Source organism: Paenibacillus roseus, assembly GCF_016424485.1.
GTDB lineage: Bacteria > Bacillota > Bacilli > Paenibacillales > Paenibacillaceae > Paenibacillus_D > Paenibacillus_D roseus.
The window spans coordinates 104,263-120,890 of record NZ_JAELUP010000097.1; the positions used below are offsets into that span (position 1 = coordinate 104,263).

At 50.5% G+C, this 16,628-nt stretch carries 10 protein-coding genes and 7 tRNA genes; 2 read left to right on the forward strand and 15 right to left on the reverse strand.

The features are described 5' to 3' along the window. The 7 genes from JFN88_RS16815 to JFN88_RS16845 form a co-directional block, all read right to left on the reverse strand. Complete coding sequence (locus tag JFN88_RS16815) at positions 1-2,808, reverse strand: ABC transporter permease (protein WP_199020459.1); 2,808 nt, start codon at positions 2,806-2,808, stop codon at positions 1-3. Beyond that, a complete protein-coding gene (locus JFN88_RS16820; protein ID WP_199020461.1) occupies positions 2,805-3,857 on the reverse strand; it encodes an efflux RND transporter periplasmic adaptor subunit in 1,053 nt (350 codons plus the stop codon). Before JFN88_RS16820 ends, JFN88_RS16815 begins: the two co-directional genes overlap by 4 nt. After that, entirely contained in the window at positions 3,823-4,512 is a 690-nt protein-coding gene (locus JFN88_RS16825) for an ABC transporter ATP-binding protein (protein WP_199020463.1), read from the reverse strand. The genes JFN88_RS16820 and JFN88_RS16825 overlap by 35 nt, the downstream gene beginning before the upstream one ends. Continuing rightward, a complete protein-coding gene (locus JFN88_RS16830) occupies positions 4,478-5,959 on the reverse strand; it encodes an ABC transporter substrate-binding protein (protein WP_199020466.1) in 1,482 nt (493 codons plus the stop codon). Before JFN88_RS16830 ends, JFN88_RS16825 begins: the two co-directional genes overlap by 35 nt. Before the next feature lie 190 nt (positions 5,960-6,149). Then, positions 6,150-7,502: a sensor histidine kinase gene (locus tag JFN88_RS16835; RefSeq protein ID WP_199020467.1), complete on the reverse strand. Its 1,353-nt coding sequence runs from the start codon at positions 7,500-7,502 to the stop codon at positions 6,150-6,152. Continuing rightward, positions 7,492-8,178 (reverse strand): response regulator transcription factor, encoded by a 687-nt coding sequence (locus tag JFN88_RS16840; RefSeq protein ID WP_199020469.1) that lies wholly within the window; start codon positions 8,176-8,178, stop codon positions 7,492-7,494. The genes JFN88_RS16835 and JFN88_RS16840 overlap by 11 nt, the downstream gene beginning before the upstream one ends. A 143-nt stretch (positions 8,179-8,321) precedes the next feature. After that, the gene (locus JFN88_RS16845; RefSeq protein WP_199020471.1) at positions 8,322-12,173 is read right to left on the reverse strand and encodes an FG-GAP-like repeat-containing protein; all 3,852 of its coding nucleotides are present in this window, start codon (positions 12,171-12,173) and stop codon (positions 8,322-8,324) included. Positions 12,174-12,578: 405 nt separating this feature from the next. Between JFN88_RS16845 and JFN88_RS16850 the strand changes: the two genes are divergently transcribed. After that, on the forward strand, positions 12,579-13,778 hold the full coding sequence (locus JFN88_RS16850) for an MFS transporter (protein WP_199020493.1): 1,200 nt from the start codon (positions 12,579-12,581) through the stop codon (positions 13,776-13,778). 87 nt (positions 13,779-13,865) lie between these two features. On the opposite strand, the gene JFN88_RS16855 is transcribed toward JFN88_RS16850, so the two are convergent. Then, complete coding sequence (locus JFN88_RS16855) at positions 13,866-14,309, reverse strand: Lrp/AsnC family transcriptional regulator (protein WP_199020472.1); 444 nt, start codon at positions 14,307-14,309, stop codon at positions 13,866-13,868. A gap of 171 nt (positions 14,310-14,480) precedes the next feature. On the opposite strand from JFN88_RS16855, the gene JFN88_RS16860 reads away from it, so the two are divergent. Continuing rightward, complete coding sequence (locus JFN88_RS16860; RefSeq protein ID WP_199020474.1) at positions 14,481-15,647, forward strand: serine hydrolase domain-containing protein; 1,167 nt, start codon at positions 14,481-14,483, stop codon at positions 15,645-15,647. A gap of 265 nt (positions 15,648-15,912) precedes the next feature. On the opposite strand, the gene JFN88_RS16865 is transcribed toward JFN88_RS16860, so the two are convergent. From JFN88_RS16865 to JFN88_RS16895, 7 genes are all read right to left on the reverse strand, one after another. Continuing rightward, positions 15,913-15,994: transfer RNA gene (locus JFN88_RS16865), tRNA-Leu, on the reverse strand. Between the two features lie 30 nt (positions 15,995-16,024). Next, a tRNA-Arg gene (locus tag JFN88_RS16870) sits at positions 16,025-16,101 on the reverse strand. 15 nt (positions 16,102-16,116) lie between these two features. Next, positions 16,117-16,190, reverse strand: a tRNA-Cys gene (locus tag JFN88_RS16875). An 11-nt stretch (positions 16,191-16,201) separates the two neighbouring features. Continuing rightward, a tRNA-Gly gene (locus JFN88_RS16880) sits at positions 16,202-16,276 on the reverse strand. A gap of 5 nt (positions 16,277-16,281) precedes the next feature. Next, a tRNA-Gln gene (locus tag JFN88_RS16885) sits at positions 16,282-16,356 on the reverse strand. A 23-nt stretch (positions 16,357-16,379) separates the two neighbouring features. Continuing rightward, positions 16,380-16,455 (reverse strand) — tRNA-His (locus JFN88_RS16890). A 12-nt stretch (positions 16,456-16,467) separates the two neighbouring features. Further along, a tRNA-Trp gene (locus JFN88_RS16895) sits at positions 16,468-16,541 on the reverse strand. Positions 16,542-16,628: the final 87 nt, after the last annotated feature.

Here is a 16,628-nt window from a genome sequence, read left to right on the forward strand (position 1 = left end):
CTACCTTTCTTCGCCCAGCTTGACCGCCTGGTGGACGCGCAGTCTTCTGATTTGCATCGTTAACAGAAATGCGCCGATCGCAATCATAACCGTAACGATCGATAGCAATTGAACAGTATCGTTCATATGAAACACGATGGCAAATGGCGGCGTCTGGTTTTGCCCGCTTGCCTGGAGAAACGGAAGAAACAGCCGGCTGGCTGCTCTGCCGATTGCCAGACCAAGCGCAATCGAAAGGCCTGTCGTAAGCAGCTGCTCGACCAGCAGCATGAAGGTCAATCCGCCGCGGGACAAGCCCGTTGCACGAAAAATGCCCATTTGCAGCGTCCTGCGCGCCAAGCTGAACAGCCAAAATATTAAGTAGCCAATAAACGAAACGGCGACTGACACGAGAAAACCGAGCGTCAAAATACCGAACACGCCCTCCCTTGAGGGCTGCAGCCGGCGCAATATCGTTTCGTTCCGCGCATCCTTTACGCTGGCCGTCTCAATGCCATGCTCCCGCAAATGCTGGACTACGGGCATCATCCTCGCTCCCTCCTCCATTTTCAGCCAAAGCGCATAAGGCATAAGCGGGATATGGTCGTACACGTAGTCAATATTTGCGATAACGAAAGGAGCTGACGGCTCCAACGAGGGCCAATATTCCGTAATGGCCACGATGACGAGCTCGATCGGCTCGCCCTGCAAGGTCACCCGGATTAAATCACCGGGCGCAAGGCCATGGCGGGACGCGAACGATTTCGATACGATCGCTCCGTGCTCGTACGCGCCCAGTAAACGCAGAAGCGTATACGGATGCGCGTTTTTGTACAAGTCCGATCGCCACCATCCCGTATAGGCAAAGCCGACATTGTCGATTCCCATCAGCTTGACCTTGCCTAGGCTTTTCCCCCCGATGCCGATATCTCCGTCCTGCGTCAGCACACGGGCGCTGGATACGACGCCCGGCATTTGCTCAAACGGCGCCGAAGGCGGCTCCGCGTAATGAATTGTTCTCGGCTGATCCTCCGGGATGTAATTGCCCTCCGCGTCGTAAAGCTCGACCTCGGCTTCCCAGACGGGTTGCAGTACGACATCCGCGCCGTTGGCATACATAAGCTGCTCGGTCTCGTTTTGATCGATCGTACGAGCCGCCGATGCATGATAAATGCCGAGTCCCATCGTCATCACAAGCAGCAGCATGAGCGGAAAATACGTCTTTTGCGAACGGGACAATTGCACAAGTACGAGATGAAGCGCCACCGGAATCCGGCGGCGAAGCATGCGATGCAGCAGCTTCAGGACAATGGGGAACAGCCTTAGACAAAGCAATCCGGCGGCAAAGATCGCCACGGCCGGCACAAAGAAAAAGAGCGGATGAAGCTGCATGCCGCCCGCCTCCGTCTGCTGCCCCGCTTGCAGTTGGCCGGAATAAAACGCATACCAGCCGGCGGCAGCCGCAAGCGCAAGCGCTACATCCAAATATAGACGCTGCCATAACGGCGCCCTGTCGGCCCGCGCCAGTTCCTTCTTGTAGTCGACGATCGATTGCTTGCCGTAGCCAGAGACGGGCAGCGTACTCGCCAGCACGGCCACGACGACAGCGGCAAGCCCGTATACGCCGGCCGACGAGTTCCAGGCCAGATTCGCCTGTTTGCCCGGTGCGAACTGCATAAACCCGTCGGTCGCTGCCATTAATCGGGCCATGACCCCCGCAATCGGCATGCCCAGCAACCAAGCCGCCGCGCCAAGCAACAAGCCTTCCAACAAATAAATGCGGTAAATCAATCCCATCTCCGCGCCTCTGCTTCGCAGCACGGCGATATCATTGCGTTGTCTCTCCAGCGACTGCCTCGCATTCATGTAGATATAGTAGAAGCACATAGCCAGCATCGGGGCCGCCAGCGTAAACAGCATAGCCTGCAGTTGCAAGCTTTCGCGCTTGAAAGCGGCGATCAAATCCAGAAAGCTGATATCCACGCGCGTATTGCGCATAATCTGGAACATATCCGTCTCCAATCGCTGCAGCAAGCTCTCGAGCCGGTTCAAGTCGCTCGTTCCAAGCCCGGCCAAATCGTAGAGCGCGTACCAGTTAGCGGAACCGATCACCGCCGAATTCGTTTCGAGCAGCGACGAGACGAACGTTTCCGGCGCGATCATTAGCATGCTCGTGTAGACATCGAGTCCTTGATGCCAATAGTCGGAAGACTCGTCTTTTGGAGTGAACGCGCCTACGACTTTGACTTCGATCGTTTTGTTGCCGAATTTGGTCGGCAGCTGGTATTGGTAGACGTCGCCGATTTTTAAATAATTGCGGGCCAGCGCCGTTTCCGATACGATTGCCTCGATGTACTCATTCTTCGATTCCGGGTCATACATGGCGCCTGCCGATAGCGTTACGTGATCGGCAAGCCCCGTCTGCGCCATAAGCGACATTTGTCTCCTTCGGTTATCCGCCGAACCGTCAGGGCCGACATGCCGCAGAGGCGACTGGGCCAACGAATAAGCGGCAACCGACTGCAACTGAGGATAGCCGATGCGGCCGGGCAGCTTGTCTGACATATACTCGTTCAGAGCGGCAATGGCCGACGGCTCCGTATATTCGCCTCGCGCCGCTTGATAACGCGTAAGCAGCGAGCCGGGCGGGGCTCCTGCATTGTCTCCCTCGGCCAGCGAGACGGATATGATCCGCGACAGCGCATGATTCGTATAAAGCGGGATCGCTGCCGCAAAGGAAACGGCGAGCAGCAAGCCGATAAAGGAGCTGATCGTCATCGCACGGTTGTTCCACATTTTGCGGCGCAAAAAACGTATCATCGGCCTCATTTGCCGATCACCTTCTGACCCGGCTCAAGTCCCTTCAATATTTCGATTTCGGTTGCCGTCGTCAAGCCGACCTCAACATCGACCTCTCGTTTGTTACCCTCCCCGTCCACAACCTGCACATAGTTTCTGCCTGAAGCGGCAACGTTGCGGAGCGCCGCAGGCGGAATGAGAATTGCATTTTCTTTACGCTCGGTGACGACTGCAGCGCTTAGCGGCGTGCCGGCACGGACATTGGACGGGAGTTCATTAAGCTTGATCAGCACATATTGATCCAAGGAATCCTCGTCGTTTGAGGAGCCGATCGGCATGCGCAGCACTTTTCCGCTATAGCTGCCAGCCGTATTAATATTAACGATCGCATCCATGCCCGGCGCGATCGTTTCCAAATCAGACGATGAGAATCGTACAGCAACGGCCAGCTTATTCAAGTCGGCAACTACGGCGACCGCCTCAAAGGCTTTTATCGATTCGCCCACCGCTTTGCTAAATGATTCAAGCGTGCCATCGAACGGCGCCTTCAGCATCGATGCTTCCAGCTGTGCTTTCAAATCATTGTACTCACTTTTAAGCAGCTCGAAACTGAGCGCGTCCAATTCATTCTGCCGCTCCGTTCGGTTATCATCTCGCAGCTTTTCGATCATGTTTAGCTCCGCCTGCCGCACCTCGATATCTTTTCGCTTGATTTGCATTTCGAGAGTGGCCGTGTTCAATTTGGCAATTACCTGTCCTTTGCTTACCTTTTCTCCCACCGCGACGAGAATTTCCGCAATTTGTCCGCTGTCAACGGAAAATTGCAAGCTTTCCTTCTTCTCGCTCATCAGCTTGCCCGTCGCTTTCGCCGTAATTTCGATCGTTGCCTTCACAGCGGTATATTCCGGTTTTTTGGAGATGCTGGGCGGTTCGACCAACTCCAGCAGCTCCGCCTCCGGTGTCGCAGTAGTAAAGCTGCAGCCGGTCAGCGCGACCAGCATCGCCAGCGCGACCAAACGGCGCGGCGCGCGGACCGTCCATAATTTAAGCCAGCTTCCCGCTTTCCATTTCAAGTACATGATCCGCTACCTCCAGCATCGTTTGATCATGGGTTGTCATCAATATCGCCATTTTTTCTTCGACCCGCAACGATTGGAACAGGCTCAAAACGCGCGCCGACATTTTCGTATCCAACTCGGCTGTCGGCTCGTCGGCCAGCAGCAATCGGGGACCGGGAGCAATCGCTTTCGCGATTGCAACCCGCTGCTGCTCACCTCCGGACAGCTCGTAAGGACGATGCTGCGCCCGCTCCGCCATGCCTACCTGCTCCAGACAATACTCAATTCTGTCAGCCCACTGAGCAGATGGCAAGCCGGCCATTCGCATGCCAAGTTCGACGTTTTCCCATGCGGTCATAAGCGGGTGGAGGGCGAACGATTGAAACACGAACGCTACATCGCGCCTCCGCATGCGCGTCCTTTCCTTGTCGTTTAGCTTGTGAAGCTCAAGTCCATTAACAATGACGCTGCCCTCGGACGGCACATCCAACCCCCCGATCAAGTTCATAAGTGTCGTCTTGCCGGAGCCCGAGCGTCCCTTCAGCATGGCGAGTTGCCCCGGCGCCAAGCTGAAGTCAACTCCCTTCAACACATGGACCTCGGCCGAACCGTTGCGAAAGCGCTTATGCACACCGATGACACTAACCGCCAATGAAGACGCCTGTAGCTCCGCCAAATGTTGCCCCTCCCTGCTCTTTTTCGCCGCTCAAGTTGGCTTCGGCCAGCGCGTCGGCACCCCGGCTCAAAATCGAATCGAACGCCTCGTCAATGCTTTTTGAACCTTTCGCCGCCGCAGCGACCTCTTCGTTCGCAATAGCTTCGAAGCTGGTGCGGAAGCCCTTCGGAAACCAGCGCGTCGTTTCCATCGGAAGCGGGTCCAGCTTATAAAAAGCTTCCAAATTGATGCCGTTCGCATTCGTTTCGTAACCGATGCGCGATTGCAGCTCCGTTGATGTATTCGAGCGGATTTTGGCCGCTTCGTCGCTATGAACGTACTGGATGAACGACCATGCCGCAGCACTTTGCGAAGATGCCGCGTTAATCGCAAAAACTTGCGATACGCTGTAGGAGCTTGTCATATTCGGTGCGGACGCATCTACCGGAGCGGTAACCACGCCCCAATTAATGTTTTTGCGCTGCATGGAGCCGGTTGCTCCGACGCTAGTGCCGCTTCCCTTGCCCGAACCAACCTGGCCTCTCCCTGCGCCAGCGCCAAGCATGTTGACCATCGTCGAGTTATCGACGACCATAGCCGCACGGCCTTCCATAAACAGCATGGAGAGTGGCGCCATTCTTATGCCTCCTCCTTCTCCTCCTTGCTGTTGCGGCGGCGTCGGCATGTGCACGTACTTCTGCTGATAGCCTTCGACGACAGCACGGAAGATGTCCCTCCATTCCCGCTCCTCCATTGTCAGCTTCGTGGCATCGGCATTCAAGTAGTTAAGCCCTTTGGCAGCCGCCATATCCTGAATGAGCTTGAAGCTATCGCTTGCGAACATTGAGCTTGAGAAGCCGTAAATGCGCGTCTCGTCGTCTCCGTCGCTCGGAAATCTGGCCGCGAGCTGCATCACTTCATCCCAGGTCATCCCGTCTGTCGGCTCCTGAATGTTATATTGCGCGAACAAATCTTTGTTGTAATAAAGCGCCTTAGTATTAAATGTCGGCGACAATCCGTACAATTTGCCTCCGCCGGCGTCGCGGAGCAATTGAACGACTCCGCCTACGATTTTATCCAGATCGAAGCCGCTTTGCTGAATCATCGCATCAAGCTCGTACAGCTTGCCTTCCGTTGCCAACGTTTCGTATTGATCCATCGACAGCATGACGATATCCGGCTGCTCGGCATCGATCAAATCGATCATCGCTTGAGCCGGATCGTCGCTCATGGCGACTTCCATCGTCGGCACGACCTCAAATTGCACATTTGAATATTTCGCGCTGAAAATATTGCCGTAGGTTTGATAAAACATCTGTTCGTTCATATAAGCGACCTTCAGTGTCACCGGCGTGTCGGGATCGATGGCCGGCTTCTGAGAAGCTTCTTCGTTCTTTGACGAGCAACCGGCAATCAGCACGGCCAAAAGCAGGAAATAGACAATCCCTTTTCGATAAATGGAATACATTATGTGTTCCCCTCTCTTTTAAATAGATCTTTTGGACATTGTCTATGGTGCCGGAAAAGAATTAGAAAACCATTTGCGAACCTTAAGGCAACCTTAAAATCGACGTTTACGACATAAAAAAGAAGATCGCCAGCCGTCTGCCAAATGGCGACGGAAGCGATCTTCTTTGACTTGCACTGTATTTTCTTGTTCAATTGATACTGGCAGCCGGCAGCGTCACCGTAATCGTCATCCCATTGTTCAGCTCGCTGGCCGCGTCGATTTTACCGTCATGAAGCGTAACGATCCATTTGGCGATGGCAAGGCCGAGACCATTGCCCCCTTCGGTTCGGCTTCGCACCTTATCACCCCGATAAAACCGCTCGAAAATACGAGACAATTCCTCAGCGGCGACGCCAATGCCGTTATCCTGCACTTGCAAAATAACGGAGCCGGCCGCTTTTTTGCAAGTGAGTCGGACGAACCCGTGAGTCGGCGTATACTTGATCGCATTGTCAATTATGATCACGAACAATTGCAGCAATCGTTCCTCGTCGCCGTTAACGTTCAGATCGGATCCAATCCGTCCGTCTAGCGCAATATGCTTCAATGCAGCGAGGGGAGCGAATTGATTTAACGCCTGTTTGGCGAGCTTGTCGACGCTAAGCGGCTTTGGATGCAGCACCATCTTGTCGGCATCCAACTGCGTCAGCGTCAATAACCCGTTAACGAGCTTCTTCATACGCGAAATTTCCTTCAGAATAGTCGACAGCTCGCGGCTTTCCTGCTCGATCGTATGGGTCGGATGTCTAAGCAGAAGCTCCGTATGTGTCTGCAGAACGGCAAGCGGCGTACGCAGCTCGTGCGAAGCATCGGCGACAAATTGCTGCTGCCTGTCCCAGGACGAGCGGATCGGCACCAGCGCCCGGTCGGCGAGATAAAGACCCGCCAGAATGGAGACGGCTCCGCCCAATACAATGCCGATGGCAAGCAAGACAAGCAGCGTAACAAGCATATTCGCTTCCGCGCTAATATTCATAACAAGCTGATAATGCGCTATCTTGTCACCTACGTCATAAGGCTCGGGGATCGCCATCGTCATCTCCGGTTTCGATGCTTTGACCGTTTTGACCCTGTACGTTTCTCCGCCTTGCCGGATTGTTACAATTCGTTCCTTGTCCAGAGCACGTTCAAATTGTTGCAGCAATTGCTCCGAATATCGGTCGGGAAACACGCCTATGACGTTGCGATCCCGGTTCCAGGCGACCGTATCGACATTTCGGGTAATCTTGCCGACAATGCCGGTGACTGCGACTTGCGCCGACGTACTCGCGGAAGTTCCCCTCTCTATAGGCAGTGGCGGGCTGAGCGTAACGGGATTTTTTTCCAATGGAATCATAGTCTGCAAGGTGAACGGTGTGACACGTTGCTCGATCGCTTCATCGATTTGACCGAATATGGCGGACCGCAAATAGAGGTACATAGCCGCGCCGAGCATAAGCAAAATGATAAAAAGGACCGATGCGTTAAGCAGCGTCAATTTCATTCTTGTTTTACGGAACATGGCGCTTGCCTTTCACAATGTAGCCGACGCCGCGTATCGTTTCGATTATTTCCGCACATTGATGAACGGCCAGCTTTTTCCGCAAATAATGAATGTACAAATCGACGATGCCCGTGCCCGCCTCGGAATCAAACCCCCATACCCGATCCAAAATTTGCTCGCGGGTCAATATTTGATTGCAGTGAATCAGCAAAAATTCAAGCAACTCGAACTCCTTTATGGACAGCTTAAGCGGCGTATCGCCGAAGTAGCCTTCCTGCAGCTTCGGCTTGATCGTGAGGGAGCCGAAACGAATTTCGCCCTCCTCGCCAAGCGAGCCGTGCCGACGCAGTATGGCCCGGCAACGGGCAAGCAACTCTGGAAACGCGACCGGCTTGACGACATAATCGTCGGCTCCGGCGTCCAGCCCTTTGACCCGCTTCTCGACCGCGTCCATCGCGGTAAGTAGCAGAATAGGCGTCATCACGCCCTGTGATCGCAAATGATGGATAAGCTCAATGCCGTTCATGCCTGGCAACATCATATCGAGTATGATCAAGTCGTAAATATTTTGTTCCGCCATGTACAAGCCTTCGTCGCCGCGCATCGATTCATGAACCTGGAACCCTTCTTCGCGCAGCACACTGGACACGGCATGAATTAATGAGACATCGTCTTCGACCACCAATATTTGCATGTCTTTCAGCCTTTCTTTTTACACTTCTGTACATAAGTATAAAAAAGAAAGCTTAAAAATAAATTAGACCAACCTTAACGAGCGCTGAAATTGCGGCGCCTCGTAATGGTCAGCGCCGCTAACTTCGATTGCCTATATTCAACCTAGTTGATCAGATTGCTAGTCTGGAGCAACCTTCTCACCATTGCAGCCGCTTGAGCGCGCGTGACGTTCTCCTTCGGCGCCAGTTTATCGTTGTAGCCTTTCAGTAGACCCGCCTTTACTGTGGATGCGAGCGCTTCTCTCGCCCATTCTCCAATTGCCGCATCATCCTTGAAGACGTCCAACTGGCTGTTCATTTCCTTCTCAGACAAGGCAGCTTCCGATTTCTTGATCATTTTCATTGCTTTGGCGAGAATCGCCGCGGCTTCCTGTCTAGATACCGTCTGGTTTGGACGGAAGGTACCGTCTGTATAGCCGGTAATTAAACCATATGCTGCTGTTGCGTTTACTGTAGTTTTAAACCAGTCGGTTGTCGCTACATCCGTAAACATTCCCGCTGCCAAAGTGGTTTTCAAACCAAGGGCTCTGCTAATAATAGCTGTAAACTCCGCTCGGGTAATGGCTAGGTCTGGTTGAAACTCCTTATCACTTACACCTTTAATGATCAGTCTGGCGCCCATGTCATTGACATCCGCCTTGCTCCAATGCTTCTCCACATCCGCAAAGCTTTTCGGATTCCATATGACAGCATAAGAGCTGTTCGTCAAGCTATTGATGACAGCATAGGGTTGCCCATTATTCTCGACGACTTTCGTCGGCACATGGGAGACCGTTCCATCCAGATTCACCACAACACCTGTTGTAATTTGGCTAACGTCTGTGCCTTGTGGGATGAACACTTGACGCTCCACATAGCCATTGAACTCGTTAACAGGCACCGTCTTACCTCCGTAAGACGCGGTAATCTCAAACCCAATCGGCTGGATGGCAACCGTAAATCCGTCTTTCTTAGCTGTAGCATTCACCAAGTCCACGTCCGCTTGCGGTTGCTTGGAAATTGTAATGTTAATTTTAATGTCTTCCAGTTTTACGGATTGGCCTAACTGAGCCGCAAGCTGTGCAATGTTGATTTGAGCCGCTGGCAGCGTATAAGTACCACGATCTGTCTTGATCTCAATAGCGGCTCCCTTATCTTCCATCACTTTAACAAGCTCTCCGTTCAGCACACTAATCACGATATCAGACGATGATGTCACTGGAATAGAAAGCAGCTTATTATTTTCTTTACTAAGCTTGGCAATGATCTTGCTATGATCCAGCGTTACGATAATCGCAGATTGGTCACCAATTTTTTGGATAGTTGACGTAGCTAGCCCGCTTTGTACAACTCCGTCAACGACGATTTCAATCGTCTTAGGAGACTGCACTCCGCTTCCCCAATACGGAGTCCCTGTGCCCGGCTCCTGCTCATCCTCCACAATTGTTACCACAACTGCAGTCGGTGCACTTAAAACCGTATCTGCTGTAGGATTGCTAAGCTTCACACTGAAAGTTCGATTGCCTTTATAGACATTATCGTTCAAAATCGGAATCGTGATCGTTTGGCTCGTCTCACCATCAGCAAAATGTACAACACCAGATGTAGCCGTGTAATCCACGCCTGCTTGGGCCGTTCCGTTCACAGTCGAGTAAGAGACACTGGATACGCCGCTGCTGCTGCCCTCGCGCTGCACGGATACGACAGCATTCCCGCCATTTTCATTAACACTACTTGTGGAGGAGGACAGGCGTACCTTCCACTTCGATGGAGTGGTTCGCAGTACCGTTATATTGTTGCCATACAAATTGGCCGCGATGATATCCGACTTGTCGTCTCCGTTTAAATCACCTGTCACTACATACTGCGGTGTATCGCCCGTGCTGTATGGGATTGCTGCTGCAAAGTCTCCGGCACCGTCCCCTTCCAAAACCGAGACCCGATTATAGAATGGGATCGCTGCCGCAAGGTCAAGGTTCCCATCTCCATTAAAGTCGCCAACCGCTACAGAAACAGGTACCTGACCCGCAGGGAAGCTGCCTGCCACACGACTTTCAAATGTCATGTCTCCCTTATTGAGGAGTACGGACACCTGATTCGGATTGGCGCTAGCAACGGCAATATCTGGCCTTCCATCCTGGTTAAAGTCTCCAACTGCTAGTGAGTAGGGAATGCTGCCTGCTGCTCCGTAAGTATTTTCCCCTGCTTGGAACGTACCATCTTCTTTACCTTCAAGAAGATAGACTTTTTTCTCCCCTCCCACATTAGCAATCGCCAAATCCAACTTGCCATCGTTATTAAAATCTGCAGCCACTAATGATCGCGGAGAAGTGATATTCCCATCGCCAGTGTGAGTCTTTATTGTTGGGAATGTGCCGTCTCCCGCTCCTAGTAATACAGATATCGTATTCGTTCCGGTATGTGCAACCGCCACGTCCAGCTTTCCGTCTCCGTTAAAATCGCCCACGACTACAGCTCTCGGTGTAGCGCTAACCGGATAGTGGACTTCTGATTCGAATGTACCGTCTCCCTTGCCCCTAAGAACCGAAATCGAATAGGAACCATCTCCACCCTGACCAGAGTTGGCAACTACAATATCGGGCTTCCGGTCGCCATTAAAATCGCCAACGGCAATAGAAATCGGATTACGTCCAACGGCATAACGCACAGCATCTTCGAGCTTTCCGTCACCTTTGCCCAGCAATAGGGATATGGAATGATCACCGAAATTCGCGACTGCTGCATCCAGTTTCCCATCTCCATTGAAGTCCGCGACAATTGTGGACAACGGTTGATCACCAACCACATATTGAATGCCCGCCTTCAGTGTCCCATCTCCATTCCCAGGCAAGACAGAAACATGATTTTCATCCGTATCCGCGATAAAGTTCGCAACGGCCACATCCTGATGGCCATCTACGTTAAAGTCGCCAATAATTACGGATGCTGGATAACCATCTGTCACATAGTTGACGGCTTCTGCAAACGGCCCGTCACCTTTGTTCAGCAAGATCGAAACACTGTTTCCAAGTAGATTTGCAACGGCAAGATCAGGCTTCCCATCGTCATTGAAATCGCCTGCCGCAATTGAACTCGGACTAGTCCCAACAGCATAAGTTCTATTTAATTCAAAAGTTCCGTCCCCCGCGCCGTGAAGGATAGAAACCTGGTTGCCTCCCCTGTCTGCAACAGCCACGTCCAGCTTCTCATCACCATTGAAGTCACCGATAGCTAGGGAGCTCGGTATACCGTCAAACTCGTAATTAAAAGTTGTCTGGAATTTTCCATCTCCGCTTCCGCTAAGAATGGAAACCTTATAGGCGCCGCTCTCATTGGCAATGGCCAGGTCCAAATTACCATCTCCATCAAAATCTCCTACAGCTGCAAAGATCGGGTTATTACCGACGCTTGGGTTATTATCGATTATCAGCTGCATTCCTGACTGTTCACTGCCCAGTAGAACAGACACATTAGTAGAGTTATAATTCACAACCACAAGATCCGTAATGTTATCTCTGTTAAAATCCCCAGCTGCTAGAGTATAAGGACCTCTGTCGTCAATATAATGAACCGCCAGCCCAAAACTTCCGTCTCCTGCCCCATAAAGGATAGAAACTTTGTTCTCGCTGCCAACTGCAATATCTGGTTTCGAATCGCCATTGAAATCCCCAATGACAACAGACTGAGGATGCTCGTCTTCGTCTACAACATAATCTGCAGGAGGGGCAAATGTGCCATCAGGCTCCCCCAGTAAAACGGAGACTGTTCCCGATGCGTAATTGGCAGTTACCAAATCCGGGAATCCATCTCCATTTACGTCTGATGTGGCTACAGAAAAAGGTTTAATACCCACCCCATACTTGGAACCGTTTTCGAATAAAGGCATTGCAAAAGCTTGCAGCGGTGCTAACAGCAGCGTTACACTGATCGCACTCATCCACAATTTGAAGAAAAAGCTCTTTTTCGTTTTTCTCATAAACGTTGCTCCCTTATGGTTAAAAATGACAACCATTACGAGTATAGCAATACAAATCGGAATTGTATAGTATAAAAATGCTGACCGACCGTTGGAGTGTTGGAGTCGGTTTTGAAAACGCTCTGTTTCTACTGTCTCTTTATTTCCAGTATTAACAGCTGTATTATTTTAATCGTCAAAGAAGCCCATATCACTCCACTTGCTCCAATTAAAATCAGGCATCTGACGATGCTGCCTTTTTGCTTTTAAAATCATGGAATTTCTATGAAAATAAAAGTAATTTCCTCTTAATTCACTTCGTCCCCCTTTAATCATCCATGTAAAAAAGTGTTTTATTTATATAAGCTTATACGGAAGCGAAAGCTTTTCTAAGTGGCAAAAAAAATTAATAAAGGAGATTATCTCGTGAACTCAAACACTGCTCTTATAAGAAAAGGCGGTGCAAATGTGTCGTCTTCCAAACGTCTTCCGTGGGCCGGATTGCTAGCTTTAGCCATGGCGGTGTTCATCTGCATTCTTACGGAAAGCCTGCCTGCTGGATTACTGCTGCAAATTGCACAAGATCTTGGGGTCAGAGAAGCTCTTGCCGGACAATTGGTCACTCTCTATGCGGTTGGATCTCTTCTGGCCGCCATTCCTTTGACAACGGCTACCCGTGGGTGGAGGCGCCGGCCGCTTCTGCTGCTGTGCATTATCGGCTTTCTTGTATTTAACACCATTACCGCGTTATCTTCCGTTTATGTGCTGACGCTTGTCGCGCGTTTCTTCGCTGGTGTCTCTGCAGGTGTTCTGTGGGGGATGACGGCCGGTTATGCACGGCGCATGGTACCTGATTCGCTGAAAGGAAAAGCGATGGCCGTGGCCATGGCGGGTACCCCGCTGGCATTGGCGCTGGGCGTTCCGCTTGGTACTTTTTTGGGAACATATACAGGGTGGCGTCTCATTTTCGGAGCTGTATCATTACTGACTGCAGCCCTTATTGGCTGGGTGCTCTGGAAAGTGCCGGATTATGCAGGTGAGCCTTCCGGTGATCAACTCCCTTTTCACAAAGTTTTCCTGATTCCTGGTGTACGGACGGTTTTGTTCGTCGTTTTGGCTTGGGTACTAGCTCATAATATTTTGTACACTTATATTGCACCATATCTTGCGGAAACTGCGTTGGCTCAGCGAGTGGATTTGGTTCTTCTTATTTTCGGAATTACCTCGGTTGTCGGCATTTGGGTGATAGGCATACTGATTGACCGTTTTCTAAGAATGCTGGTTTTAATCAGTATCGCAGGATTTTCTTTGGCTTCTGCAGCCTTGGGAATCGGAATGAATCAACCTGTAATCATCATTCTTGGTATTGCAGTCTGGGGGCTAACGTTTGGCGGGGCAGCCACTTTACTGCAAACAGCAATCGCACAAGCTGGGGGTAAAAGCGCAGATATAGCCCAATCGATGCTGGTTACCGCGTGGAATGTAGCAATCGGCGGAGGCGGCATTATCGGCGGGTTTCTTCTCCAACTGCTTGGAGCCAAATTCCTTCCGGGGTCATTAATCCTCCTGTTGCTTCCCTCTTTGCTTGCAGCTTGGCAAGCTAAAAAGCATGGCTTTCCCTCCTAAAGGAATACACGAGTATGTGTAACATAAGCAAAAAAAGAATCTGCTGTATGACGCGGATTCTTTTTTTTGGAATTAGAGAAGTACATTTTATGCGAGCAAATCCGTTTCTCCAATGAGATTTTTATAAGCGATCGGTGAAGACATTACGATCAGAGTCGTATAGGTTCCGTATTGATCGCATCGGTTTTCAAACTCCTCCAGGTCCTGGGTTGTGTGCGTGAGGACCTTCAATAAATAATTATGCTCTCCGCTTATCCGGTAACACTCCATAACCTCCGGTGAAGAACGACAAAAGTCAAGAAAAGGATAGCAATTCCGGGTCCGAACAAGCATATAGGCTGTGCATTGCTTACCGAATTTTTGGGAAGAAATGACGGTTCGGTATTCCTCGATAATCCCCTTTTCTTCCATGCGTTTTACACGTTCAGTTACGGCTGGCTGAGACAGTCCCACCAGCTTTCCTAAATCTGTCATTGATAATCTCGCCTGGTTCTGCAAATGAAGCAGGATGTTTTTATCGATTTCGTCCAAGAAAATTGCCTCCCTTTAATTTAAAAGTTATTTCTTTTAAATACCTTTATAATCATCAAAAACTTCTTTCTCTAACTTGTTTGTTTTATGTAAGGTAACAGAAATTATTTATATAATAAACACACTTGCTATAAATAATCAAGTGAATTACAGCAGGAGAGGATGAGACGCATGAGAAAAGTAGATCTGGAATTGCTGCATAAAAGCGTCAATGAGGTAATTGACCACACACTTGAGGAAAAAAGGATTGTGGGTACCGTCGTCCAAATTGCATTAGGCGGAAACCTTGTTTACAGCAGGCCTGCTGGCTGGGCCGACCGCGAGCAGAACCGGCCGATGCAGGAAAATGCTTTGTTTAGATATGCCTCGGTAACCAAGCCGATCGTGTCAACGGCAGCCTTAGTATTAATTTCGCAAGGGAGATTGCAGTTAAACGATCTGGTGGAGAAATGGTTGCCCGCCTTTCGTCCCAAATTGCCAAACGGACAATATGCCTTCATGACCATACACCATCTGATGACACACACCGCTGGCCTAACCTACCGTTTCTTCCAGGAAGAAACGGGAACTTATGAGCTTGCCGGGGTATCGGACGGCATGGATCTGGCGGGAATTACACTTGAAGAGAATCTGCAAAGACTCGCTTCTGTCCCACTTCTATATGAGCCGGGGAAATTGTGGAGGTATTCCATAGCAACAGACGTCCTCGGAGCGGTCATCGAAAAGGTAACTGGAATGCCGCTAAGTGAAGCTGTACGGTTGCTTGTAACTCATCCGCTTTCCATGATGGACACCGATTTCAGGGCTGTAGATACGGACAGATTGACCACGGCTTATACAGACAGTGCTGGAGAGCCCCGGCGCTTGCACGATTTTGATACCGTTCCTTTCATAGAGGGGACGGCAGGATTCCTCCTTTCACCCAACAGGTTTACCGATAAGACAGCTTATCCTTCCGGGGGAGCTGGCATGATTGGCAGCGCAGGAGACTTTCTTAAACTGCTGGAAGTTTTGCGGCAAGGAGGAAATCCGATTCTGCCTGAAGCTCTTGTTGCAGAAATGACAACCAATCAAATTGGTAACCTTGTGATGCCCTATTGGCCGGGGAGAGGCTTTGGACTTGGGTTCACGCTGCTTAAAGACCCAGCGGATGCCAATACACCGGAATCGCCGGGAACGTGGCGGATGGGCGGCACCTATGGTCACTCCTGGTTTGTTGATCCGAGCGAGGAGCTTAGTGTTGTAGCGTTCACCAATACGGCGCTTGAAGGAATGTCAGGCAGGTTTACAACGGAGCTGTGCGAATCTGTCTACAAGGGTATTCGAGGAGTTAAGTAAAGGAAAAAGTAATATGTTATTTCTAAACGGGCGTATCTCTTTCAAGAGCAACGTCCGTTTTTAATTTTATAGCTGTCTGCATAAACGTGCTTCATTCATCATTATTAGGCATATTCTACCATGAGCTTCATTCATTACATAATTGTAAGTGACGAAAATAGAATTTAATTCGAAGATATCTTCAACTCAAGCAATGAGTGGGGTACTAAAACTCAAATAAAAAAGTTCATTAGAAGTATATTCTAATGAACTGTTATTATTAATATGGTACCGGCGAGAGGACTCGAACCTCCACGGTTTCCCACTCGATTTTGAGTCGAGCGCGTCTGCCATTCCGCCACGCCGGCATGTTTAAAACTTTCTTATCAGGGTAAAGATGGCGTGCCCTAAGAGATTCGAACTCCTGACCTTTTGATTCGTAGTCAAACGCTCTATCCAGCTGAGCTAAGGGCACATATTGTAGTGGTTTTGGAGGCGCCACCCAGACTCGAACTGGGGGTAAAGCTTTTGCAGAGCTCTGCCTTACCACTTGGCTATGGCGCCAGAAAAAATAATGGAGCGGAAGACGGGAATCGAACCCGCGACCCTCGCCTTGGCAAGGCGATGCTCTACCGCTGAGCCACTTCCGCACAAATGGCTGGGAATCTAGGATTCGAACCTAGGAGTGACGGAGTCAAAGTCCGTTGCCTTACCGCTTGGCTAATTCCCAAAGGAATTTATTTTTTTCAAGAATGGGGCGATCGATGGGACTTGAACCCACGAATGCCGGAGCCACAGACCGGTGCGTTAACCCCTTCGCCACGACCGCCATAAAACCAATTGGCAGGGGCAGCAGGAATTGAACCCACACTAACGGTTTTGGAGACCGCTGTTCTACCTTTAAACTATGCCCCTAAGGTAAACTGGTGGAGGATGATGGATTCGAACCACCGAACTCGTCAGAGAACAGATTTACAGTCTGCTGCGTTTGGCCACTTCGCT

Coding starts and splice junctions, on each gene's coding strand:
- JFN88_RS16815 (WP_199020459.1), bottom strand. CDS start 2,808: ATGAGGCCGATGATACGTTTTTTGCGCCGCAAAATGTGGAACAACCGT.
- JFN88_RS16820 (WP_199020461.1), bottom strand. CDS start 3,857: ATGTACTTGAAATGGAAAGCGGGAAGCTGGCTTAAATTATGGACGGTC.
- JFN88_RS16830 (WP_199020466.1), bottom strand. CDS start 5,959: ATGTATTCCATTTATCGAAAAGGGATTGTCTATTTCCTGCTTTTGGCC.
- JFN88_RS16835 (WP_199020467.1), bottom strand. CDS start 7,502: ATGTTCCGTAAAACAAGAATGAAATTGACGCTGCTTAACGCATCGGTC.
- JFN88_RS16840 (WP_199020469.1), bottom strand. CDS start 8,178: ATGCAAATATTGGTGGTCGAAGACGATGTCTCATTAATTCATGCCGTG.
- JFN88_RS16845 (WP_199020471.1), bottom strand. CDS start 12,173: ATGAGAAAAACGAAAAAGAGCTTTTTCTTCAAATTGTGGATGAGTGCG.
- JFN88_RS16860 (WP_199020474.1), top strand. CDS start 14,481: ATGAGAAAAGTAGATCTGGAATTGCTGCATAAAAGCGTCAATGAGGTA.